This window comes from Onishia taeanensis (genome assembly GCF_900100755.1).
Classification (GTDB): domain Bacteria; phylum Pseudomonadota; class Gammaproteobacteria; order Pseudomonadales; family Halomonadaceae; genus Onishia; species Onishia taeanensis.
In genome coordinates this window covers 389,250-412,159 of record NZ_FNCI01000002.1, presented here as the reverse complement: position 1 = coordinate 412,159, position 22,910 = coordinate 389,250, and the positions used below count along the sequence as shown (strand labels likewise).

Here is a 22,910-nt window from a genome sequence, read left to right as displayed (position 1 = left end):
AAGTCAAGGGGATGCGGGATAGGCAGTGATCATGCGACTCATGTCGGGGACGACAGCCCATGGGCCACGGCCCCCGACAGAGAGCCGTTCAGGCTTATAGGTTGAGCTCGTAGTCCTTGACGTCCTCGGGAGTCAGCAGCGCCACCGCCGGGTCCATCATGGTATCCAGGTGGGCCTTGAACAGACGGGCCGCATCCTGGTCCTTGTTGGCCCACTTGAACCACAGCGGTACGGCGACCTCGCGGAAGCGGTCGGCATCGTCCTCGGAAAGGTGGATGATCTCGACGCCCTTCTCCTTGTACTTCGGCCAAGCCTCGGCGTTGGCCTTCTGGATCGCCGCATAGTGTTCGCGGGAGTAAGCCGCCACCAGGTCATGCATCAAGTCCTGGGTCTTCGGCGACATGCGCTCGAACACGCGACGATTGACCGCGATATCCATGAGGTCGACGGCCTGGTGCAGGCAGGGCGTGGAGGGCGGCCCCATGATGATGTAGTCAGCGACCTGCCAGAAGCCCAGCTCATAGTTGACCGCTGCACCGACATAGTCGGCGGCGTCGATGGTGCCCTTCTCGAGTGCCGGATAGACCTCAGAGCCCGGCAGCAGGGTGGTACGCGCACCGGCAGCGGCGAAGGTCTCGGCGACGATGCCGCCCGGCATACGCAGCTTGACGCCCTTGAAGTCATCGAAGCTGCGCAGCGGCTTCTTGGAGTGGATCAGGTTCATGTCGTGATGGACATAGCCCAGCAGCTCGAGCCCCTGTTTGCGATACAGGTCCTTGGCGAGGCCGAAGCCACCATAGGCGCCGAACATGATGTCCCACTGGTGGGGCATCGACAGGCCCATCGGATAGGCCGTCAAGAAGACGCCGGCCGGCATCTTGCCGGGCCAGTAAACGGTGAACCAGTTCTGGCCATCCAATACGCCGTTGCGCACGGCATCGGCCACTTCGAAGGCACCCGCGACCGCACCGGCCGGAAATGGCTCGATGGTGACTTCACCGCCGGTCTCCTCGGCCACGCGATTGCACCAGGTTTCGAAAATGCTGTAGCCGGTGGTGCCTGGCTGCCAGGAAGACTGCATGCGAATGCGAATTCCCTGCTGCGCTTGAGCATTGCCGATCCAGGGAGCCGCGACGGCGGCCGCCGAGCCTAAGGCAGCCGTCTTGAGGAAGCTGCGGCGACTGGCCGGGGTCTTGGTCAAGGTGTCAGTCGATGAAGCGAGGTCGGTGGTCAAGCGTGAGGGATGCTTGTCATCTTGCATGGCATGAACTCCTGGGATGGCATCTCGCCACGGTCGGGGCGAGATGAGGCTATTGTTTTTCGAATACCCATTGAACTCGTCCGCAAACGAGTCGAATTGATCGGCAAGGCCGGCACGCCTGAGCAGGATGGCATCGCCGATCATTCACGCTTACAAGCTAGCGAAAAAAGCCATTCTCGCCATACCCCTCCCAAAGCAGCAGATCAACGCTTGCAGAGGACGAAATTGGTCTGACCTTCGCTCCAGACACTGCCAGCACAGGCTTTTGGAAATCTTTTCCGCTGAAAATCATTAAACGCATCAGGCCCTGTTTACGACCAAAGAACGAAGCCAAACGAACCGGGACGCTGCCTTTTACGTCGACTTCCGGCCGCCGGCAGCAAGAAACGTCGATATGAACCGGTAAAAAAAGTAGGCTCGACGTGGAGTGCCGGGAGATTACGGAGAGATAAAACTCTCGGCCGAACGTAAAGCTGAAGGCCAAGAAGCCGATATGACTCCAATAGCGAGTCACGCTGGATGGGTGCAGACGCAGATGGGCTCGAAACGCTCATGACGGGCACTGCATTCATGAGCAGTATGGAAAAAGCCCAACAATGCCGGAATGGACGACAAGATGGCGCGATGTGCGAGACATGACCACTCCTGTGGCCGCTGTGAAGGCTCTCTGCCCTTCGACTTCACGATGGCCTTCCAGCCCATCGTGGATCTGGAGGTGGGCAACATTCACTCTTACGAAGCCCTGGTACGCGGCTTGAATGGGGAGTCGGCGGGTAGCGTGATCGGCCGGATCACCGATGAGCTCGTGTATCGCTTCGATCAAGCCTGCCGGGTCAAGGCCATTGAGCTTGCCAGCCAGTTGGATATGCGCGAGCCGCTATCGATCAACTTCATGCCCAATGCCGTCTATGAGCCGGAGGCCTGCATTCAGGCCACAATGGACGCTTGCAAACGGATGGGATGGCCTACCCAGCGTATTAACTTCGAGATCACCGAGACCGAGCTAGTCCAGGACCGCCAGCACCTGCGCGGCATCATCGATGCCTACCGGGCCATGGGGTTCACCACCGCACTGGATGACTTTGGCAACGGCTATGCCAACCTCGACCTGCTCACTGACTTGCGGCCCGATATCTTGAAGATTGACCGTGAGCTAGTGCGCGATTGCGATCATGATCGCCGCAGGCAGGCGCTGCTAAAGGCAGTGATCGGATTGGCCGGCGAACTCGAAGTCAAGCTGGTGGCGGAAGGCATCGAGCGCGAAGCGGAAGCGCTATGGCTTCGCGACCACGGTATCTATCTACAGCAGGGCTTCTTCTTCGCGCGCCCAGCGCTCGAGGCGCTGAGCCCGCAGCTCGCCGACTCCCTCAAGGCCTTGCAAAAGAAGGCCCTGAGTCGCTGATCGTTCTTTGCAGCCGCCGGTAGCGGTGTCGATGGGGCTAGCGGGTGAACACCACCGTGCGACGCTTGTGCAGGAAAACGCGCCGTTCGACGTGGTAGGCCACGGCCCGAGCCAGCGTCAGACACTCGACGTCGCGCCCCTTGGCCACCAAGTCTTCGGGATAGTCGGCATGACTGACCGGATCCACCCCCTGAGTGATGATCGGCCCTTCGTCGAGGTCGTCGTTGATATAGTGAGCGGTGGCGCCGACCAGCTTGACGCCCTTTTCGTAGGCCTGATGGTAGGGCTTGGCACCCTTGAAACCGGGCAGCAGTGAGTGGTGGATGTTGATCGCGCGACCGCTGAGCTTCTCGCACATCTCACTGGATAGCACTTGCATGTAGCGGGCCAGGATGACCAGCTCGGCGCCGGTGTCCTGTACCACCTGCCATACCTGGGCTTCCTGTTCGGCCTTGGTCTCGGGCGTAATCGGGAAGTGGTAATACGGCAGGTCATGCCAGGCGGCCAGCGGCTCGAGATCCGGATGGTTGGACACCACCGCCCGGATGTCGATGGACAGCTGGCCGGTACGATAGCGATACAGCAGGTCATTCAGGCAGTGATCGGCCTTGGATACCATGATCACCACCGGCAGCCGCGCGTCGGGGGCGGTCAGCTCGAAGGCCATATCGAACTCCCCGGCCCGCGCAGCGAAGTCGGCTTGGAAAGCCCCGGCGTCGAACTCGGCGTCCATGGGACGGAACTCGGTGCGAATGAAGAAGCGCTCGGAAAGGCGATCATCAAAGGATTGCTGCTCGGTGATGTAGCAGCGGCTCTCCTTGAGAAAGCGGGTCACCACGTCCACGGTACCCAGGCGGCTGGGACACTGAGCAGTCAGGACCCAGGTCCCGGCGCTCTTACCGATACTCGCATTCATGTGGCTCATGGGATGTCTCCAGACGAAGCAGGCCGGGACGAACCCGGCCTGGAAAAACAGTCGATAAGGAAGTTGGGCTCAGCGCTCGACGCCGACGCCGAACTCCTCCCCGGCGTCGAGCAGCCAGCGATAGGTGTAATCGGCGAAGCTGCGGCGCACCACCAACTCCCAGCGCTCCTCAGAAGGGCGACGCAGAATCACCGAGGCCTTGGCAAATACCGTGGTGACCCCCTTGCCTACCGGGAAATGACGCGGGTGGACGTCATAGGCCACCGACTTCATCAACACCTCGCGAGCCGCCTCACCCTCGAGTTCCAGCAGGGTCTGGCCGCCGCTGACGTTGCTGATGGCGAAATGGGCATCGCCCAGCGCCTCGCGCAGACGACGCTCGACGTCGAACTCCTCGCCGCCCGGCACGATCAGCAGCCACTCGTCCGGGGACATCCACTGAATCGAGCGCTCACCGGCCTCGTCCTGGACAAGCCCCAGGGGCTCTCCGGGTAGGCTCATGCCGAGCACGTCGCGCAGCGCCTCGTCGAGGACGATGGCGCCACCACGCAGGGTCAGGTGCCCGAGAAAAGCACGCTCGCGCAGCGTTACCGTAGTGTCGGCCTTGGCCTTCGGCGCCCCCGAGCGATGCATGCTGTAAGCCAGCGGCGACTCGACGGCGATCTCGCCTGCATGTTCACCGACGAGGCGCGTATCGAACTGTTGTGCGTTAGACATTCTGACGCTCTCCCTTGGGGTCGAGGAAGATAGGGCTGACGATTTCGGCCTCGTGGACCTGGCCGTCGACCATGGGCAGATAGACGGTCTCGCCCATCTTCTGGTGGCCGCCCATTACCACGGCCAGGGCGAAGCCTGACTGCAGGGTCGGGCTGTAGTAGCTGGAGGTCACGTGACCCTTCATCGGCATGGGAATCGCGTGATTGGGGTCAAACACGATCTGCGCGCCTTCTTCCAGCACCACCGACGGATCCTTGGGCTTGAGGCCCACCATCTGCTTACGGTCGGTACGCTTGGTGTCAGGACGCGTGAGGGCCCGCTTGCCGATCCAGGAATTGGGCTTGTCGTAGCCGATCGCCCAGTGCATGCCCAGGTCTTCCGGAGTCACCGAGCCGTCGGTGTCCTGACCGGCGATGATGAAGCCCTTCTCGGCACGCAGCACGTGCATGGTCTCGGTGCCGTAAGGCGTCAGGCCATACTTGTCGCCGTGGGCGAACAGCTTTTTCCACACGTGCATCGCATAGTTGGCCTGGACGTTGATCTCGTAAGCCAGCTCGCCGGTGAACGAGATGCGGAAGACCCGCGCCGGCACGCCGGCCACCTTGCCTTCTCGCCAGTCCATGAACTTGAAGCTGTCCTTGTCGAGATCGATGTCGGTGAGCTCGGCCATCAGCTTGCGCGCTTCGGGCCCGGTGACGGTCATGGTCGCCCAGTGATCGGTCACAGAGTTGAAGTAGACGTCCAGCTCCGGCCACTCGGTCTGGTGCCAAATCTCGAGCCACTCGAGCACGGTGGCGGCGCCGCCGGTGCTGGTGGTCATCAGGAAGTGGTTTTCGGCCAGGCAGCTGGTGGTGCCATCGTCGAATACCATGCCGTCGTCTTTGCACATCAGGCCATAGCGGACGCGGCCAGGCGCAAGCTTGGCCCACTTGTTGGTGTAGACGCGACCCAGGAACTCACGCGCATCCGGGCCCTGGATATCGATCTTGCCAAGCGTCGAAGCATCTAGAATGCCGACCTTCTCGCGCACGGCGCTGCATTCACGGGCAACCGCCTCGTGCATGGTCTCGGTCTTGCCATTGACCGTGCGCGGGAAGTACCAGGGACGCTTCCACTGCCCCACGTCCTCGAACTCGGCGCCATTCTCGACATGCCACTGGTGCATGGCGGTATAGCGCTCGGGATCGAACAGCTCGCCGCAGTGACGACCGACGATGGCGCCAAAGCTGACCGGCGTGTAATTGGGACGGAACACCGTGGTGCCGACCTCGGGAATCGTGCGTCCCAGGCAGCGCGCAGCGATGGCCATGCCGTTGATATTGCCAAGCTTGCCTTGATCGGTGCCGAAGCCCATGGCGGTATAGCGCTTGACGTGCTCGATGGACTCGAAGCCCTCGCGAGTCGCCAGCTCGATCGCCGCCGCTGTGACGTCGTTTTGCATGTCGACGAACTGCTTGGGTCCGCGCAGGGTCGCCTTCTGGTGCGGCACCTGATAGAGGGCCACGGCAGCGCCTTCACGGCGCTCATCGACCTTGGGTAGGCTCGCATCCTGGCGCTCGAAACCACAGGCCTCGCCCGCGGCGCTGCCGGCTTTGAAGCCGTCTGCGATCACCTGGCCGAGCGCATAGACACCATGCGCACCACCGGTAGGCGTCATGCCTTTCACCGGTGACGGCATGAAGCCCAGAAGCTCTTCATTCCAGGTCGGCCGGCTGCCGGTATGCGACGCCAGGTGCACCACCGGGCTGAAACCGCCGGAGCTCGCTATGGTATCGCAGGCAAGCTCTTCGACTGGACCTGTGACCTTGAAGCCCTCGATATCGATCTTCGCCACCTTGGCGGCGGCGACGCGCTTATCGCCACGTGCTTCGATCACCGCGCTACCGGCGATGATCTGAATGCCCTTGGCACGCGCCTGTTCGACCAGTTCACCGTCCGGGTTCTGGCGAGCGTCGGCAATCGCCACCACTTCGCGGCCGGCCTCGGCCCAGTCAAGCGCCGAGCGATAACCATCGTCATTGCTGGTGGAGAGCACCAGACGATTGCCCGGCGCCACGCCATAACGGCGGATATAGGTCGACACCGCTCCGGCCAACATGTTGCCGGGCACATCGTTGCCGGCATAGACCAGCGGACGCTCATGGGCACCGCTCGCCAGGACGACCTGGCCGGCACGCACCCGGTGCATGCGCGAGCGGACCTGGCGGCGACCACCAGCACGCGGCGCGAGATCCGCCAGGTGCTCGGTGCAGCGCTCATGCAGCGTCACGAAGTTATGGTCGTGATAGCCGTTGGCGGTGGTGCGCGGCATCAGGGTCACGTGCTCGAGCTCGGAAAGCTCCTTCAGCACTTTCTCGACCCAGGTGGTCGCCGGTGCATCGTCGATGCTTTCGCGGGACGACAGCAGCGATCCACCCATTTCTTCCTGCTCATCGACCAGGATAACGCGCGCACCGGCACGACCGGCGGCGAGCGCAGCAGACAGGCCAGCAGGGCCCGCGCCCACCACCAGCACGTCACAGTGCTGATGACGATGGTCATAGATGTCCGGGTCATTCTCGGTGGGACTGCGCCCCAGACCCGCGGCCTTGCGAATGTACTTCTCATAGGTCAGCCACATGGAGGCCGGCGCCATGAAGGTCTTGTAGTAGAAGCCCGGCGGCATGAACTGGCCACCCAGCTTGCCGACCAGGCCCATCAGGTCGCGCTGAACGTTCGGCCAGCCGTTAGTGCTACGCGCCGACAAGTCCTGATAGAGCGCCTGCTGGGTAGCACGCACGTTAGGGACCTGCCCCGCTTCGGTGCTGCCCAACTGAACGATACCGTTCGGCTCTTCGGCACCAGCGGCCACGATGCCGCGGGGACGCGAGTACTTGAAGCTGCGATTGACGATATCGACACCGTTGGCAAGCAGCGCCGAGGCAAGCGTATCGCCGGGATGACCCTGGTAGCGCTGGCCATTGAAGGTGAAGGTCAGCTGCCGTGAGCGGTCGACGCGACCGCCAGTCTTGAGTCGGTTCGGCTGGCTCATGCCCGGACTCCTTCTTGATGCTTGGCCTGAGACGCGTTGCGCTCTTTATCGGCGGATGCAGCGCCTTGCTGGGCCGCGTAGTTCTCTGCGGTGATCGACGGCTGCTCACCCATCTTGTAGACCTCGAGGATCTCGTAGCTCACGGTATGGCGCGTGATGTTGAAGAACTTACGGCAACCCACCGCGTGTACCCACAGCTCATGGTGGACACCACGCGGGTTGTCGCGGAAGAACAGGTAATCGCCCCATTCTTCATCGCTGGTGGCCTCCGGGTCCTCTGGGCGAGAGATATGCGCCTGGCCCTTCGGGTGGAATTCCTCTTCCTCGCGGTGCTCACCGCAGTACGGACAGAAGATATAGAACATGGTAAGTCTCCTCTGCGGTGGATCAGTGGGCGACGCCGGCGGCGCCGTGCTCGTCGATCAACGCGCCGGTGTTGAAACGGTCGATGGAGAAGGGGGCGGCGATCGGGTGCATCTCGCCCTTGGCGAGGCTCGCCGCGAACACATGCCCCGATCCCGGCGTGGCCTTGAAGCCACCGGTGCCCCATCCGCAGTTGAAGTACAACCCCTTGACCTTGGTCTTCGAAAGGATCGGGCAGGCATCGGGACAGGTATCGACGATACCGCCCCACTGGCGGTTCATGCGCACTCGCGAGAAGATCGGGAACATCTCGACGATCGCCTGCAGGGTGTGCTCCACGGTCGGGTAGCTGCCGCGCTGGCCGTAGCCGTTGTAGCCGTCGATACCGGCGCCGATGACCAGGTCGCCCTTGTCGGACTGGCTGATATAGCCGTGCACATGGTTCGACATCACCACGGTATCGAGGATCGGCTTGATCGGCTCGGATACCAACGCCTGCAGCGGATGCGATTCCAGGGGTAGCTTGATGCCGGCCATCTTCGCCATCACCCCGGAGTTACCGGCCGTGACGCAGCCGACGGTCTTGGCTTCGATGTCACCGCGGTTGGTGTGCACCCCATAGATCTGGCCATCGCGAATCTTGAAGCCGGTGACCTCGGTGTTCTGCAGCAGGTCGACGCCCAGGGCATCGGCGGCCCGGGCATAGCCCCAGGCCACGGCGTCGTGGCGAGCGACACCCGCACGCGGCTGCCAGGAAGCACCCATCACCGGGTAACGAGCATTCTTGGAGCAGTCCATGATCGGCACCAGCGCCTGCACGCCCTTGGCGTCGAGCACTTCGCCGTCGATGCCGTTGAGGCGGTTGGCGTTGACCCGGCGCTGGATATCGCGCATGTCTTGCAGGGTGTGACCCACGTTCAACACGCCGCGCTGGGAGAACATCACGTTGTAGTTGATGTCCTGGGAGAGCCCTTCCCAGAGTTTCATGGCGTGCTCATAGAGCGCCGCCGACTCGTCCCACAAATAGTTGGAACGCACGATGGTGGTGTTGCGGGCGGTATTGCCGCCGCCCAGCCAACCTTTCTCGATCACCGCGACGTTGGTAACGCCGAACTCCTTGGCCAGGTAGTAGGCCGTGGCCAGGCCGTGGCCACCGCCGCCGACGATGATGACGTCATAGGATTTCTTGGGCGTGGGGTTGCGCCACTGGCGTTCCCAGTTCTCGTGGTGGCTCAGCGCGTGCTTGACCAGCCCGAAGCCTGAATATCGTTGCATGGAATCTTCTCCTCAAAGGGGCCCGCCGCCACAGCGGCGGGAATCGGGCTCACGCGTAAGCTGTCTCGGCAGCTGCGACGGCTTGGCCATAGACCGGGTGGCGAGCACACAGCTCGGCCACCTTGCCACGCACCTCGGCCTCGGCTGCGGTGGTATCGCCACCCTCGGCCAGGACGTCGAGCAGATCGCAAATCCAGCCGGCCAGGGCCTCGCAGTCGGCCTGATCGAAGCCACGAGTGGTCACCGCCGGGGTGCCAATGCGCAGGCCCGAGGTCACGAAGGGGCTCTGGGGGTCGTTGGGCACGGCGTTCTTGTTGACCGTGATGTGGGCGCGACCCAGCGCGGCATCCGCGTCCTTGCCGGTTACCCCCTGCTTGATCAGCGACAGCAGAAAGAGATGGTCGTCGGTGCCGCCGGAGACCACATCGAAGCCGCGCTCGATGAAGACTTTGGCCATGGCTCGGGCGTTGTCGATCACCTGCGCCTGGTAGCGCACGAAGTCCTGGCTCATGGCCTCGCGGAAAGCCACCGCCTTGGCGGCGATGACGTGCATCAGCGGACCGCCCTGCTGGCCCGGGAAGACCGCGCCGTTGAGCTTCTTGTAAAGCGTCTCGTCACCGCTGGCGGAGAGGATCAGGCCACCACGCGGACCGCGCAGGGTCTTGTGGGTGGTAGTGGTCACCACATGGGCATGCGGCAGTGGGCTCGGGTAATGGCCGGCAGCCACCAGGCCGGCGACATGGGCCATGTCGACCATCAGCCAGGCACCCACAGCATCGGCGATGCTGCGGAAACGACGCCAGTTGATCACCCGGGAGTACGCCGAAAAGCCGGCGATGATCAGTTTGGGCTGATGCTCATGGGCGAGACGCTCTACCTCGTCGTAGTCGATCTCGCCGCTGTCCGGGTTCAAGCCGTACTGAACGGCGTTGTAGTACTTACCGGAGAAGTTCGGCGCCGCACCATGGGTCAGGTGCCCACCGTGGGCCAGGCTCATGCCCAGTACGGTGTCGCCCGGCGATACCAGAGCCATGAAGGCCGCCGCATTGGCCTGAGCGCCAGAATGGGGCTGGACGTTGGCATAGTTGGCGCTGAACAGCGCGCAGGCACGCTCGATGGCCAGGCGTTCGACCACGTCGACGTGCTCACAGCCGCCATAGTAGCGCTTGCCAGGGTAGCCCTCGGCGTATTTGTTGGTCAGCTGGCTCCCCTGGGCCTCCATGACCTGCGGACTCGCGTAGTTCTCCGAGGCGATCAGCTCGATATGAGCTTCCTGGCGAACCACTTCATCGGCAATGGCGGCGGCGATTTGGGGATCGGTCGTTGTAAGGTTATTGGCGTTCATCTCGTCACCCTGGGGATTGGCTTCACAACGTTAAAAAAAAGTAGAACGCGCGGCATTCTGGAAACGACACCGACATCGTCGCGACAGACAAGCGGTCAGATCGCCGGCCCGCCTGAGACGCCGCGCGCTCACTCTGGCTGTCATTGATAGCCAATCGCGTGCTGGAAAGATTGAACGTTTGCGACATCTTTCCCATGATGTTCGCGACATAACCCAACAATTATTTGTTTTTAAACACTTTTATATTTACGGGATATTTGTATATTTCTCGACATGCACGCATAAAAAAAGCCGACGCCCAGGCATCGGCTCATGGCCTTGCGGCCTCGGTGCCTAAAGAGGCGCCGTGCGCGACTCGATATGCAGAAAGAAGGGGTCGACCACGGCGCCATTGCCCTCTCCTGCCGCCCTGCGCGCCGCCGACGGCGTAACACCAAAGGCCTCGCGGAAGTGTCGCGAGAAGTGGGCGGTATCGGAGAACCCGCAGCGTTCGCCGATGTCGGTGACGCTCTTCGCCGTGTAGTGCAGCAGCCACAGGCCATAGCGCAGGCGCAGATCCCGGGCGAACTTGCGAGGGCCAACACCCAGCGCCTCACGGAAGCGGCGCTCCAGGTTGCGACGCGAGGTACCGAGCCGCTCGGCCAGGGCATCCACGCCCAGCGGCTCGCCGAGATGCTGCTCGAGAATGGCAATGGCGCGACGCACCAGCCGGTCCTCGACCTTGTCGAACACCACTGGCTGGGGCTGGGGATGTTCGCCGCGGCGGGCCTCGTCAATGAGCATGATATGCAAGCTCTTCATGGCCCAGGCCTTGCCCAGATGGCGCTCCACTAGGTAGGCGGCCAAATCGGCAGAGGCGACGCCCCCGGCACAGGTCAGCAAGTGCCCATCATCGATGAAAAGACGGTCGGCGACCGGCTCGATGTCGGGAAATCGCCGCGTCAGGTCGCCATGGTGATACCAACTGACGCAACAGCGCCGGCCGTTCATCAGCCCAGCCTGGATCAGCGCGAAGACGCCCGTGCAGACCCCCACCAGAGGCACACCCGCCTTGGCCGTGCGCTGCAGGTAAGCAATCGCCGTCTCATCGATGACGTCATGTTCATCCTGAACGCCGCCGATGACCACGATGTAGTCAAACTCCGCCGGATCGCGAAAGGCCGTGCAAGGCGTGACGGCCGCGCCGCAGCTGGAGATGGCATCCTGCCCGGCGCTGGTCATGAAGACCCAGTGACAGCGCAGTTGACGGCTGCGATCGCCCTCGTCAGCGGCTAGACGCAGGCAATCGACGAAGGCCGCAAAGGGCAGCATGGTGAAGCGGCGCAGCAGGACGAAGCCGACGGACAACGGCTCGCCCGCGTGGGTAAGGCTCATGGAAGCGGTGCTCTTCACTAGCGGTGACGTGGGATCAGTGTCCGGCACCTCGAGCCAGGACGCAAAGCCTAGCCGACACGATCTGCATGATCGCTAGACCATATCGGTCAGCGTAGAAACGATGCGCATCGCGGGCTGGGGCGGCTACGGAATCCAGGCACTGGGGTACTGGCGATAAAAACCAGCACGCGGGGCGTCAGTTCGGTGATCCCTAACGCCCCACGCCATGGTTGGCCATTCACTCAGCTCGAATGACCCACGAGTCTGCAAGGAGGCGGTAGCCGCCCTGATCAGTACTCGACCACCACATCGCCTACCGGCTTGCTGCAGCAGGAGAGTATATAGCCCTCGGCGACGTCCTCGTCCGTGATGCCGCCGTTATGGTCCATCTCGACCTCACCGCTGCTGAGGGGCACTCGGCAGGTACCACAGATGCCCATACCGCACGCCTTGGGAATGTGCAGCCCAAGCTTGGCGGCGGCCGAATGGACCGTCTCGCCAGGTTGAATACGCACGCTCTTGCCGGTGGTGCTGAACTCGACGCTGAGCATATCGGAAGCATCGAGCTCCTCGGCCTCGGCTTCGGCCATCTCGACGTTCTCGATCACATCTTCCTGGACGTCCAGCGGCGTGGCGCCGAAGGACTCCTCATGATAGTGATTCATGTCGAAGCCGTTTTCCTGCAGCAGACGCTTCACCGCATTCATGTAGGGCGTCGGGCCGCAGCAGAAGATCTCGCGCTCCATGAAGTCCGGGGCCATCAGCTCGAGCATCGGCTGGCTCAGGTAACCACGGAAGCCTGCCCAGGCATCGCCAAGCTCATCACTGCGCTCGCAGACGATATGCAGTTTGAACTCGGGTATGCGCGAGAAGATATGCTCGAGCTCACGATGATAGATAACGTCACGGGGTGAGCGGGAGCTATGCACGAACTGCAGATCCACGGAGGCATTGGTATCGAACAACCAGCGCACCATGGACATCAAGGGTGTGATACCCACGCCACCGGAGAGCATCAACACCTTGTCGGCCGGATAATCGATGATGTTGAAGTTGCCAACCGGGCCGTGCACCGCCAGTTCGTCATTGACCTTGAGGTTGTCATGCAGCCAGTTCGAGACCACACCGCCCGGCATGCGCTTGACGGTAATGGAGAAGCTGTAGGGAACCGACGGTGAACTCGAGATGGTGTAAGAACGCATGACGGGCTGGTCATCGATCTCAAGCTCCAGGGTCACGAACTGTCCCGGCTTGAAGAAGAACATTACCGGCTGCTCGGCCATGAAGCAGAATGTTCGAGTATCCCAGGTTTCCTGGATCACCTTGACGCAGCGTACCGCATGGCGGCCATTGGTCCAGGTCTGGGTAGTGACTGGGTTGAGAAAGGACATAGTCATTGTTGTGTCGCCTAGGCTGCAGCATGAAGGTCTCCGACCGCGGTGCCACCGCCTGCCGTTGCACGAATTCTGCGCAGCACTGACCGGCTCGACTTGCCTGTCTACGACATGGGCATGCTCATGACATCCAGCACTGCCCATTTTCGTTTCACCCCACGTCGTCGTCGCATCACACCACGTCGTCGGCAGACAACCGCGCCCCTCGGCTCTGATACACACTCGCTTCAGCCCGCAACAGCCGGCCCGGCCACTATTTCTAACAATGTCAAAGCCGCCTCAGCGGCCCTGTAAGAGGATGTATATTCATGGATCCTAGGTTCCCCGCTCGTCTGGACGATCCCCTGGCCCCGGCCCGCGAGGCTACCGTAGAAATGCTGCAGCAGCGACGTGTCCAGTACTCGCTGCCGCAACCGTTCTACAACGACGAGCGACTGTTTCAGTTGGACATGCAGGAAATCTTCGAGAAGGAATGGCTCTTTGCGGGCATGACCTGCGAGATTCCCAACAAGGGTAACTACATGACCCTTGAAGTCGGCGACAACCCGGTCGTGATCGTGCGCGGCAACAACGGTGAAGTGCACGCCTTCCATAACGTTTGCCGTCACCGTGGCTCGCGCCTGTGCGTCACCGACAAGGGCAAGGTGGCAAAGCTGGTCTGCCCCTATCACCAGTGGACCTACGAGCTGGATGGCCGCCTGCTGTTCGCCGGCAGCGACATGGGCAAAGACTTCGACCTCAACGCCCACGGCCTGAAGCCGGTTCACGTTCGCACCGGCGGCGGCTACATCTTCATCAGCCTGGCCGACGAAGCACCGGAGATCGATGGCTTCCTCGAGAGTCTCGACCACTACCTGGCGCCCTACGACATGGACAACGTCAAGGTCGCCGTGGAGTCCAGCATCATCGAAGAGTGCAACTGGAAGCTGGTAATCGAGAACAACCGCGAGTGCTATCACTGCAATGGCTCGCACCCGGAGCTGCTCAACTCCCTGCAGGAGTTCGACGACACCGATGACCCCCGTGCCACCCAGGCCTACAAGGACCTAGTCGCACGCAAGCAGGCCGACTGGGAAGCCCAGGGCGTGCCTTACAAGCTCACACGACTCGGCCGTCGTAACCGCTTGACCCGTACGCCGCTGCTCAATGGCGTGGAATCCATGACCATGAACGGCAAGCGGGCCAGCAAGAAGCTAATGGGTACCCTGCAGAGCGCCGATATGGGCTCGCTGCGCATCCTGCACCTGCCCAACTCCTGGAACCACTTCATGGGGGATCACGCTGTCGTTTTCCGCGTCCTGCCACTGGGCCCGCAGAAAACCCTCGTCACCACAAAATGGCTGGTACACAAGAATGCCGCAGAAGGCGTCGACTACGATCCGGCCGAGATGCGTCGCGTATGGGATGCCACCAACGATCAGGACCGCCGGCTCGCCGAGGAAAACCAGCGAGGCATCAACTCCAAGAGCTATGAGCCGGGCCCCTACTCGGAGACCTTCGAGTTTGGCGTGATCGACTTCGTCAATTGGTACAGCGAGCGGATGCTCGAGAACCTGGACCTTAGCGCACCTCACCTGCACCTGGCCCAGAACTAAGCTTCCGTCTTTTCCACACACGTCCTCACAAAGGCCCCGCTAAAAGCGGGGCCTTTGCATTTCCATGTCGGTTAGCGGGTCAGTGTGCGGGACGATTGCCAACGTCCTGGCGCTCTATCTTCACCGGCACCGGAGCCGCCTGGCCGATGGGCTTGTCGGCAGCCCACAAAAAAGCGACGGCGCCCCGCGGGGCGCCGTCGTCGGTCTAGCTGGCTAACCGGCTAGCGTGCTCAGGCAGGAACGCTGCCATGGGGGTCGATGACGAATTTCTTCGCCGCGCCGCCATCGAAGTCAGCGTAACCCTTGGGCGCCTCGTCCAGCGTGATCATCTGGACATTGATCGCATCGGCGATGTTGACCTTGCCGAACAGGATCGCCTGCATCAGCGGACGGTGATACTTCATTACCGGACACTGGCCGGTGTGGAAGCTGTGCGACTTGGCCCAACCGAGGCCGAAACGCATGCTCAAGGAGCCCTGCTTGGCCGCCTCGTCTTCGGCACCCGGATCCTCGGTGACGTACAGGCCCGGAATACCGATTTCACCACCGGCACGGGTCAGTGACATGGCGGAGTTAAGCACGGTCGCCGGGGCTTCCTTGCCGTGGTTGCAGCCACAGGCATGGGCCTCGAAGCCGACACAGTCGACGAAGGCATCGACTTCTCGCTCACCCAGAATGGCTTCGACCTTGTCGGCCATGTCGCCGTCTTGGGTCAGGTCAATGGTCTCGCAGCCGAAGCTGCGTGCCTGGGCCAGGCGATCCTCGATCATGTCGCCGACGATGACGCATGCCGCACCCAGCAGCTGGGCAGACACGGCCGCCGCCAGACCTACCGGACCGGCACCGGCGATATAGACGGTAGAGCCAGGCCCAACCCCCGCGGTCACACAGCCGTGGAAGCCCGTTGGGAAGATGTCGGACAGCAGGGTCAGGTCCTTGATCTTATCCATCGCCTGGTCGGCGTCCGGGAACTTCAGCAGGTTGAAGTCGGCATAGGGGACCATGACGTATTCCGTCTGGCCACCGACCCAACCGCCCATGTCAACGTAGCCATAGGCCGCGCCCGGACGTGCCGGATTGACGTTCAGGCAGATGCCGGTCTTGCCGGACTTGCAGTTACGGCAGCGGCCACAGGCGATGTTGAAAGGTACCGAGACCAGGTCGCCCTGATTGATGAATTCAACGTCCCGTCCGCACTCGACCACGATACCGGTGATCTCGTGACCCAGCACCAGGCCCGGCTCGGCGGTGGTGCGGCCCCGCACCATATGCTGGTCACTGCCGCAGATATTGGTAGTGACGACCTTGAGGATAACGCCGTGCTCGCACTTGCGATTGCCAAGAGCAAGCTCCGGGTAGGCGATGGATTCGACGGCGACTTCACCCGGGCCTTTATAGACGACTCCGCGGTTGGCTGAACTCATGGCTGGCTTCCTTCAACGTTATTTTTAATTAAGGCGGCGATACCGCCGCTCCTCGACGATAGCCCCTTCACTCGGCTGGAATGTTCCCAGCGAGTCACCGCCATGCCTATTCAAGACATCTTCGCCGCCGAAGTGGCAATGCCATATCTCGAGGTCGTTTTCGCGACAGCCCTCGCTGCGGGTCCTGCCAAGAATGATCGCCGTCGCCGCTAGGCGATGTGACAACAACAATAGAGGACCTCGCATGACGCATGACGACGACCCCATCCTGACCCCCGGGCAGGACAACAAGCAGATACTCGGGCTGGATTTCCACAACCCCGTCTTTCCGGTTTCTGCTCTGGCCATCCTGGCCTTCATTCTCTATGCCTTGATCTATCCCGATCAGTCCAATAGCCAAATGACAGCGGCCCGTGGCTTTGCCATCGAGCACTTCGACTGGCTATTCATGATCGCCGGCAATGTCTTCGTGATCCTGTGCCTGGCGCTGATCGTCTTGCCCTTAGGGCGTATCCGCTTGGGCGGCCCCTCCGCGCGTCCCGAGCATTCCACGATCTCCTGGTTCAGCATGCTGTTCGCCGCGGGCATGGGCATCGGCCTGATGTTCTGGAGCGTTGCCGAGCCGGTGGCCTACTACACCGACTGGTACGGCACACCGCTGAATGCCGCCCCGGGCACCCCGGAAGGCGCCAGCGCCGCCATGGGCGCCACCATGTTCCACTGGGGCCTGCACCCCTGGGCGATCTATGCGGTGGTCGGCCTGTCGCTGGCTTTCTTCGCCTACAACCGGGGGCTGCCGCTGACCCTGCGCTCGGCTTTCACCCCCTTGTTGGGACAGCATGTGCGTGGATGGGTCGGCCATGTGATCGACATTGTCGCCGTGCTATCGACCATCTTCGGCTTGGCCACGTCGCTGGGCTTCGGCGCGACCCAAGCCGCCGGCGGCCTCAACTACCTGTTCGACATACCCAACACGCTAGGCACGCAGCTCGCCATCATCGTCGGTGTCACCGCCGTGGCGCTCTACTCGGTATGGCGCGGGATCGACGGCGGGGTGAAGCTGTTCTCCAACATCAACATGGTGATCGCGCTGGTGCTGCTGCTCTTCGTGATCTTCACCGGTTCCACGCTGCTGTTCGTCAACGGCCTGTGGGACACCAGCGTGGCCTACCTGACGCATATCCTGCCGCTGTCCAACTGGGTCGGCCGCGACGACCAGACCTGGTACCACGGCTGGACGGTGTTCTACTGGGCGTGGTGGATCTCCTGGTCACCCTTCGTCGGCATGTTCATTGCTAGGGTCTCTCGTGGACGCACCGTGCGCGAGTTCCTGATGGCGGTGCTGCTGGTGCCGACACTGGTCACCGTCGTCTGGATGACCGCCTTCGGCGGCAACGCCCTCGCCCAGTCCGCGGATGGCGTCGGCGCTTTGGCCAACGGCATCGGCGAGGTCTCGCTGGCGATGTTCCAGATGCTCGAGCAACTGCCGCTGACCACCCTCACCTCGACCATGGCCATCATTCTGGTACTGGTGTTCTTCATCACCTCGTCCGACTCCGGATCGCTGGTGATCGACAGCATCACCGCCGGGGGCAAGATCGACGCGCCGCGCAGCCAGCGAGTCTTCTGGGCCACTCTGGAAGGGGTCATCGCCGGCATCCTGCTCTACGGCGGTGGTGACAAGGCCCTGGGCGCCCTTCAGGCAGGCGCCGTGACCACCGGCCTTCCTTTCACCTTCATCTTGCTGGTGATGTGCGTGGGCTTGGTCAAGAGCCTGAGAGAGGAGCATCGCAGCTTGTCGCGCCTTGCCCCTGCCTGACCCCCGCCGCGCTCATTGACACGCAGCCCCCGGCCGATACCGGGGGCTGCGTCGTTTTCACCACTGTCCCGTCGTGCGCACTTTATATGTCAGGGAAAATTCATCAGGGACTCGACCTCAAAGGCGCGACTGGGCATGGTAGTAGGCCGAGCGCAGACTCGGTTAGCCGCCATATACGTCGGACGCAGCGAACTGCTGATGACTCACCTTCATGATCACCGACACCGAGGAGGTACCCTACCCATGCCGTCATTTTTCACCCGCCGCCTGTGCATGACAGGCCTGCTGTCGCTTCTGGCCCTGGCTCCCAACGCCTTCGCCCAGCAAACGTCATCCGGCCAAGCCAGCGCCGATATCACCACCGAGCAATTCAATGACTGGGAAGTGGTCTGTCCAAGCGACAGCAGCCAGGGCAACTGCACCATGAACCAGGTGATCATGAATGCCGATAGCAGCCAGCCCTTGATGCGGGTCGTGGTCGCGTACCCGCCGCAGCTCGAAGGCAGCCCGGCAATGACCTTTCTGACACCGCTGGGCGTGCGCCTCGCCCCTGGCCTGCAGTTGAGTGCGGGAAGCGCCCAACCTGCCAAGTTCCCCTACCAGGTGTGCCTGGAACAGGGCTGCCGCGCCGACCTGCCGCTGGAACCGGCGATGTTCCAGGCGCTGCGCTCCGGCAGCAGCGCGACCCTGAGTCTGGTCGGCCCCCGGGGTAACCGCATGGACCTGGATATTTCCCTGATGGGCTTCACCGATGCCAGCCAACGCATCGCCCCCTGATGGCCAGTCGCCTGGCAGCGACATGCAAAAACCCCGGCACGCAAGGCCGGGGCTTTGACATAAGATGCCGTTGGGAAGTGACGCCTTCCCTAGCGCAGCACGCCTTCTTCCTTCAGCAGCTTGTAGACCGCCGCGGCGCCCTGCTCGGCGGTGACGTCGGTGAGTACCTGGCCCCCACCTCCTTCAGCCTTGGCAGCGGCGGCCTTGAAGCGGTCGCGGGCAGAGGCGGCCTTGACGATCTTCAAGCGCTTGGGCCGCTTGCGCGCTGGCTTGAACTGCCATTCGGCCATCTCGACGTCGGCCGCCACCGGTGCCTCGCTCACCTCCAGTCGCCCCCGCTGCGCGGGACCGAAGGCGCTCTGGCGCGGTGCCGGTGCGGCGGCATCGACGGTCACGATAGCCGGCAGGCGTACCTTGAGCCGCCGGCGCTGGCCTCTCGGCAGCGCCTGCAGCACCGTGGCGACGCCACCGGAGACCTCTTCCACGGCCGCCAGACCACTGACCAACGGCCAGCCCAGGCGCTCGGCCAGCAAGTAGGGCAAAAGACCCGAGCCCTCGCCCTGCTCGGCGCGCTCACCGGCGATCACCAACTGCGGCGGTGCCGCCTTCAGGGCCTCGGCCAAGGCAGGCAGCGCGTCGCTGCTCTCGGGCTGCTCGATCAGGGTCAAGGCATCGAAGCCCATGCCCAGGTAGCCACGCAGCGCTGCCTCGTTGCCTTCATCCAGCCTGCCGGCGTGGAGCAATCCGATCTCGGCACCGGGCAAGGTACGCGCCAATTCCACCCCTCGAGCATCCTGGTCGGCGCGCCGGCTACGGCCGGTCACCGGATGGCGACCCACGGAGACCAGCACGGTCACCGCGAGCCCCTCCTTTGCATGAGTATCAGGCCGCATTGCGCTTCTCCTCCCTTGCCTGCTCCACCAGAGCCACCAGGGCCTCGAGCACCTTCGCCGAGTCGCCGATGACCGCCAGATCGGCCCGCTTGATCATATCGCAGCCGGGATCCATGTTGATGGCCACCACCTTGTCGCAGCTCTGAATGCCCTGGAGATGCTGGATAGCCCCGCTGATGCCCACCGCCACGTAGACGCGTGCGGTGACCCAGGTGCCGGTGGCGCCAACCTGGCGGTTGCGAGCCATGAAGCCGTCGTCCACCGCCACGCGGGAAGCCCCTTCGGTGGCGCCTAGCACCTCGGCGGCATGATGGAAACCGTCCCAGTCACGCACGCCGTTACCGGCAGAGAGAATAAACTCGGCCTCGGACAGCGCCACACCCGCCGGATCCACCGCCACCTGGCCCAGATCCTCGATGCGCGACAGCTGGGCGGGCAGCGCCTGGGGCAGCGTCAGCTCGCTGGCCGCATGGCGCGTATCGCTGACCGGCTCGGCACACTCGGCCAGCGCCAGCGCGAAGCGCGGTAGCGATCGCTGAATGTCCAGGGTGCCCGCCGCCCCACGAGCGGTACAGCTCCAGCCCAGATCGGCCTCGGCGCTGGCCTCTATCTGCCACACGCCTGTGGCCGGACGCTCGCCAAGGCGTGCCGCCAGGCGGCGTCCCAGGTCGGCGCCGCCGAGCTTGGAATCCGGTATCAGCCAATGGCGCGGGGTCCAGGCTTCCTCTGCGGCAACCAAGGCGCCGAGCCGGGCCTCGGGGGCGAAGCCTTCGACATCGGGACCGTCCAGGTGCAGCAGGCGGTCGATGCCCGCCTCGGCGAAGCCGTCTTCCTTATGCTCACCGAAGATCACCGCCAGCACGGCGCCGGGGGCGGCCGGATCGGCATCGGCCAACTGACGGGCCAGACCCAACAGGTCTCGGTCATGCCCGGTCAGGCGTCCGCCGGCCATATCCGGCACCACCGCCACCAGGAAGGCCGGTGACTCGATCTCGACCAGCGGCTTGCTCTGGGTGGCCGCCTTGGCGGCTCCTCCGCCACCGGCGCCTTGCTGGACGCCGCTGCGATCGATGCGCTTGAGGCCATTGGGGCCCATGAAACCCACGACATGAGGGTTCCTGCGGACTAGGCCGTTAGGCCCGACCCACTCGCTGGCCGCTCCCCCACCCAGTTCCGCCAGCACCTCCAGGTGCTGCGGATGCAGCCGGTTGCGGGCAATCCATTCCTTGCGGGGGTCTCGACGTAAGATCTCGCTCATCACAACACCTCCGCGGCCTGAGCCTCTTGTGTCTGGGAGCGCTCGCCGGTGCTCGCCGGTGCCGCGATCAGCGCATCGGCCACCAGCTCGGCGATATCGCGCACCTCGGCGCTGGCATCGACCACACCCTCGAGCATGGCGGTACACTGCGGGCAGCCCACCGCCACCAGCTCGGCGCCGGTCTCGCGGACGTCGCCCATGCGCATGTCGGGAATACGCTGCTTGCCGGGAATGTCGGTGATCGGCGCCCCACCACCGCCGCCGCAGCAGCGCGAGCGGAACCCGGAGCGCTCCATCTCGGCGACCTCGATGCCCAGCGCGCGCAGCACGTTGCGCGGCGCTTCGAACTCGCCGTTATAGCGGCCGAGATAGCAGGGATCGTGATAGGTCACGCTACCGCCCTTCCAGGGCTTGAAGTGCAGACGACCGGCATCGTATAGCTCGGCGATAAAGGTGCTGTGGTGACGTACTTCATAGTCACCGCCCAGCTCGCCGTACTCGTTGCCGAGCACATGGAAGCTGTGGGGGTCGCAGGTGACGATGCGCTTGAAGCGGTACTTCGACAGGGTGGCGATGTTGCGCTTGGCCAGGCTCTGGAAGGTCGCTTCGTCGCCCAGACGACGGGCCACGTCACCGCTGTCGCGCTCCTCGTCGCCGAGTACCGCGAAGTCGACGTCGGCGGCACGCAGCACCTTGACCAGGGAACGCAGGGTGCGCTGGTTGCGCATGTCGTAGGCGCCGTCACCCAGCCACAGCAGCACCTCGGCCTGCTGGAGATCCCGCATCAGCGGCAGCTCAAGGTCGGCGGCCCAGTGCATCCGCGCGCCGGGATCGAAACCACCGGGATTGTCGGTGGCGATCAGGTTATCGAGCACCTCGGCGCCCTTGTTGGGGGTATTGCCGTGCTCCAGCGTCAGGAAGCGGCGCATGTCGACGATGGCATCGACATGCTCGATCATCATCGGACACTCCTCGACGCAGGCGCGACAGGTGGTGCATGACCACAGGGTGTCGGCATCCACCAGGGCCTTGCCCTCACGCGCCACGATGGGCCCGTCGGCACTGCCTTCATGCTCGCCCACCGGCTTGCCCGGATAGGGGCTGCCGGCATAGTGGGCGTCGCTGCCGCCGGCCATGCCGACGACCATGTCCTGAATCAGCTTCTTGGGGTTGAGCGGCTGGCCGGCGGCGAAGGCCGGACACACCGCCTCGCAGCGGCCGCACTGCACGCAGGCATCGAAGCCCAGCAGCTGATTCCAGGTGAAATCGCTGGGCGTCTCCACACCGAGCGGGGCGTCGCGATCATCGAGGTTCAGCGCCTTGAGGCCGGTGGACCGATTGCCCTCGCCCCCTTTCGTGGAAAAGCGCTCGGCGCGGCGGTGGAAGGCCAGATGCAGGGCCCCGGCGAAGGCATGCTTCATCGGCCCGCCCCAGGTCATGCCGAACACCATCTCACCCAGGCCCCAGACCAGCACGGTGCAGAGCGCCAGCGCCAGGATCCAGCTACCAAAATCCTCGGGCAGCAGACCCACGGCGGGCAGGGTAATGGCGAAGATGCTCAGCGAGAAGGCCATCAGGCTCTTGGGCAGACGCATCCACGGGCCCTTGGAGAGCCGGGCCGGCGGATTGCGACGACGGCGAGCCACGAAGCAGCTGCCAGCGAACATGGTGGCACTGGCGGCCAGCAGCGCCCAGCCGAGCACGCCTTGGGCCAGGCCTAGCCCGTGTACCAGCACCATCAGCACGGCCGCGGCAACGAAGCCGCCGGCAGTGGCCACGTGAGTGTTGGACATCACCTTGTCGCGAGCGACCACGTGGTGAAGATCCACCAGATAGCGCCGCGGCATCGCGGCGAGTCCCTTGAGCAGGTCGACCGGGGCGGAGCGTCCCTGGCGCCACAGGCGGACACGCCGCCAGGCGCCAATCACCGCCAGCGCCAGGGAGGCGGCGATCAGGATCGGCAGGAGGGTATCGAGCATCTCGGCTCACCTCGCAATCTTGGAATTGTTGGGCGGCCCGGTCATCGCTGACCAGGCCGCTGAGGGCGTCAAATGCTG

Annotated in this window: 17 protein-coding genes; 4 read left to right on the top strand and 13 right to left on the bottom strand. The window is 63.4% G+C overall.

The annotated features are described in order from the left end of the window. Window positions 1-94: 94 nt before the first annotated feature. Entirely contained in the window at window positions 95-1,261 is a 1,167-nt protein-coding gene (gene dctP / locus BLR71_RS04360) for a TRAP transporter substrate-binding protein DctP (protein WP_092523587.1), read from the bottom strand. A gap of 616 nt (window positions 1,262-1,877) precedes the next feature. Here dctP and BLR71_RS04355 point away from each other — a divergent pair. Then, window positions 1,878-2,663: an EAL domain-containing protein gene (locus BLR71_RS04355; RefSeq protein WP_092523585.1), complete on the top strand. Its 786-nt coding sequence runs from the start codon at window positions 1,878-1,880 to the stop codon at window positions 2,661-2,663. A 37-nt stretch (window positions 2,664-2,700) separates the two neighbouring features. Here the strand turns inward: BLR71_RS04355 and purU are convergent, their stop codons facing one another. From purU to BLR71_RS04315, 8 genes are all read right to left on the bottom strand, one after another. Continuing rightward, window positions 2,701-3,579, bottom strand: a complete 879-nt coding sequence (purU, locus tag BLR71_RS04350; protein ID WP_092523583.1) for a formyltetrahydrofolate deformylase — start codon at window positions 3,577-3,579, stop codon at window positions 2,701-2,703. A gap of 78 nt (window positions 3,580-3,657) precedes the next feature. Further along, window positions 3,658-4,305 carry a sarcosine oxidase subunit gamma gene (locus tag BLR71_RS04345; protein ID WP_092523464.1) on the bottom strand — a complete coding sequence of 216 codons (648 nt, stop codon included), beginning with the start codon at window positions 4,303-4,305 and terminating at the stop codon, window positions 3,658-3,660. Next, entirely contained in the window at window positions 4,298-7,336 is a 3,039-nt protein-coding gene (locus BLR71_RS04340; RefSeq protein ID WP_092523462.1) for a sarcosine oxidase subunit alpha, read from the bottom strand. Before BLR71_RS04340 ends, BLR71_RS04345 begins: the two co-directional genes overlap by 8 nt. Then, window positions 7,333-7,701: a sarcosine oxidase subunit delta gene (locus BLR71_RS04335; protein ID WP_092523460.1), complete on the bottom strand. Its 369-nt coding sequence runs from the start codon at window positions 7,699-7,701 to the stop codon at window positions 7,333-7,335. Before BLR71_RS04335 ends, BLR71_RS04340 begins: the two co-directional genes overlap by 4 nt. 22 nt (window positions 7,702-7,723) lie before the next feature. Then, window positions 7,724-8,974, bottom strand: a complete 1,251-nt coding sequence (locus BLR71_RS04330) for a sarcosine oxidase subunit beta family protein (RefSeq protein WP_092523459.1) — start codon at window positions 8,972-8,974, stop codon at window positions 7,724-7,726. Between the two features lie 49 nt (window positions 8,975-9,023). Continuing rightward, window positions 9,024-10,319 carry a serine hydroxymethyltransferase gene (glyA, locus tag BLR71_RS04325; RefSeq protein WP_092523458.1) on the bottom strand — a complete coding sequence of 432 codons (1,296 nt, stop codon included), beginning with the start codon at window positions 10,317-10,319 and terminating at the stop codon, window positions 9,024-9,026. 333 nt (window positions 10,320-10,652) lie between these two features. Further along, window positions 10,653-11,693 (bottom strand): GlxA family transcriptional regulator, encoded by a 1,041-nt coding sequence (locus BLR71_RS04320; protein WP_092523457.1) that lies wholly within the window; start codon window positions 11,691-11,693, stop codon window positions 10,653-10,655. Window positions 11,694-11,983: 290 nt separating this feature from the next. After that, on the bottom strand, window positions 11,984-13,090 hold the full coding sequence (locus BLR71_RS04315; RefSeq protein ID WP_092523456.1) for an FAD-binding oxidoreductase: 1,107 nt from the start codon (window positions 13,088-13,090) through the stop codon (window positions 11,984-11,986). A 305-nt stretch (window positions 13,091-13,395) separates the two neighbouring features. Here BLR71_RS04315 and BLR71_RS04310 point away from each other — a divergent pair, with 305 nt between their 5' ends. Continuing rightward, the gene (locus BLR71_RS04310; RefSeq protein ID WP_092523455.1) at window positions 13,396-14,682 is read left to right on the top strand and encodes an aromatic ring-hydroxylating oxygenase subunit alpha; all 1,287 of its coding nucleotides are present in this window, start codon (window positions 13,396-13,398) and stop codon (window positions 14,680-14,682) included. A gap of 230 nt (window positions 14,683-14,912) precedes the next feature. Here the strand turns inward: BLR71_RS04310 and fdhA are convergent, their stop codons facing one another. Next, window positions 14,913-16,106 carry a formaldehyde dehydrogenase, glutathione-independent gene (fdhA, locus tag BLR71_RS04305; protein WP_092523453.1) on the bottom strand — a complete coding sequence of 398 codons (1,194 nt, stop codon included), beginning with the start codon at window positions 16,104-16,106 and terminating at the stop codon, window positions 14,913-14,915. Between the two features lie 244 nt (window positions 16,107-16,350). Between fdhA and BLR71_RS04295 the strand changes: the two genes are divergently transcribed. Continuing rightward, the gene (locus BLR71_RS04295) at window positions 16,351-17,925 is read left to right on the top strand and encodes a BCCT family transporter (protein WP_092523449.1); all 1,575 of its coding nucleotides are present in this window, start codon (window positions 16,351-16,353) and stop codon (window positions 17,923-17,925) included. A 243-nt stretch (window positions 17,926-18,168) separates the two neighbouring features. Next, window positions 18,169-18,702 (top strand): invasion associated locus B family protein, encoded by a 534-nt coding sequence (locus tag BLR71_RS04290; protein ID WP_092523447.1) that lies wholly within the window; start codon window positions 18,169-18,171, stop codon window positions 18,700-18,702. Window positions 18,703-18,791: 89 nt separating this feature from the next. On the opposite strand, the gene etfB is transcribed toward BLR71_RS04290, so the two are convergent. Genes etfB through BLR71_RS04275 form a run of 3 tightly spaced genes read right to left on the bottom strand, consistent with a single transcriptional unit; the run spans window position 18,792 to window position 22,832 of the window. Continuing rightward, window positions 18,792-19,595, bottom strand: a complete 804-nt coding sequence (gene etfB, locus BLR71_RS04285; protein ID WP_092523445.1) for an electron transfer flavoprotein subunit beta — start codon at window positions 19,593-19,595, stop codon at window positions 18,792-18,794. Further along, window positions 19,585-20,853, bottom strand: a complete 1,269-nt coding sequence (etfA, locus tag BLR71_RS04280; protein ID WP_092523443.1) for an electron transfer flavoprotein subunit alpha — start codon at window positions 20,851-20,853, stop codon at window positions 19,585-19,587. The genes etfB and etfA overlap by 11 nt, the downstream gene beginning before the upstream one ends. Further along, window positions 20,853-22,832, bottom strand: a complete 1,980-nt coding sequence (locus tag BLR71_RS04275) for a (Fe-S)-binding protein (RefSeq protein ID WP_092523441.1) — start codon at window positions 22,830-22,832, stop codon at window positions 20,853-20,855. The genes etfA and BLR71_RS04275 overlap by 1 nt, the downstream gene beginning before the upstream one ends. Window positions 22,833-22,910 lie beyond the last annotated feature (78 nt).

Bases quoted from the DNA above. Each gene is read 5' to 3' on its own strand.
- purU (WP_092523583.1), bottom strand. From the start codon at position 3,579: ATGAATGCGAGTATCGGTAAGAGCGCCGGGACCTGGGTCCTGACTGCT.
- BLR71_RS04340 (WP_092523462.1), bottom strand. From the start codon at position 7,336: ATGAGCCAGCCGAACCGACTCAAGACTGGCGGTCGCGTCGACCGCTCA.
- BLR71_RS04315 (WP_092523456.1), bottom strand. From the start codon at position 13,090: ATGACTATGTCCTTTCTCAACCCAGTCACTACCCAGACCTGGACCAAT.
- BLR71_RS04330 (WP_092523459.1), bottom strand. From the start codon at position 8,974: ATGCAACGATATTCAGGCTTCGGGCTGGTCAAGCACGCGCTGAGCCAC.
- glyA (WP_092523458.1), bottom strand. From the start codon at position 10,319: ATGAACGCCAATAACCTTACAACGACCGATCCCCAAATCGCCGCCGCC.
- dctP (WP_092523587.1), bottom strand. From the start codon at position 1,261: ATGCAAGATGACAAGCATCCCTCACGCTTGACCACCGACCTCGCTTCA.
- BLR71_RS04355 (WP_092523585.1), top strand. From the start codon at position 1,878: ATGGCGCGATGTGCGAGACATGACCACTCCTGTGGCCGCTGTGAAGGC.
- BLR71_RS04295 (WP_092523449.1), top strand. From the start codon at position 16,351: ATGACGCATGACGACGACCCCATCCTGACCCCCGGGCAGGACAACAAG.
- BLR71_RS04275 (WP_092523441.1), bottom strand. From the start codon at position 22,832: ATGCTCGATACCCTCCTGCCGATCCTGATCGCCGCCTCCCTGGCGCTG.
- BLR71_RS04345 (WP_092523464.1), bottom strand. From the start codon at position 4,305: ATGTCTAACGCACAACAGTTCGATACGCGCCTCGTCGGTGAACATGCA.
- etfB (WP_092523445.1), bottom strand. From the start codon at position 19,595: ATGCGGCCTGATACTCATGCAAAGGAGGGGCTCGCGGTGACCGTGCTG.
- BLR71_RS04290 (WP_092523447.1), top strand. From the start codon at position 18,169: ATGCCGTCATTTTTCACCCGCCGCCTGTGCATGACAGGCCTGCTGTCG.
- BLR71_RS04320 (WP_092523457.1), bottom strand. From the start codon at position 11,693: ATGAGCCTTACCCACGCGGGCGAGCCGTTGTCCGTCGGCTTCGTCCTG.
- fdhA (WP_092523453.1), bottom strand. From the start codon at position 16,106: ATGAGTTCAGCCAACCGCGGAGTCGTCTATAAAGGCCCGGGTGAAGTC.
- BLR71_RS04335 (WP_092523460.1), bottom strand. From the start codon at position 7,701: ATGTTCTATATCTTCTGTCCGTACTGCGGTGAGCACCGCGAGGAAGAG.
- BLR71_RS04310 (WP_092523455.1), top strand. From the start codon at position 13,396: ATGGATCCTAGGTTCCCCGCTCGTCTGGACGATCCCCTGGCCCCGGCC.
- etfA (WP_092523443.1), bottom strand. From the start codon at position 20,853: ATGAGCGAGATCTTACGTCGAGACCCCCGCAAGGAATGGATTGCCCGC.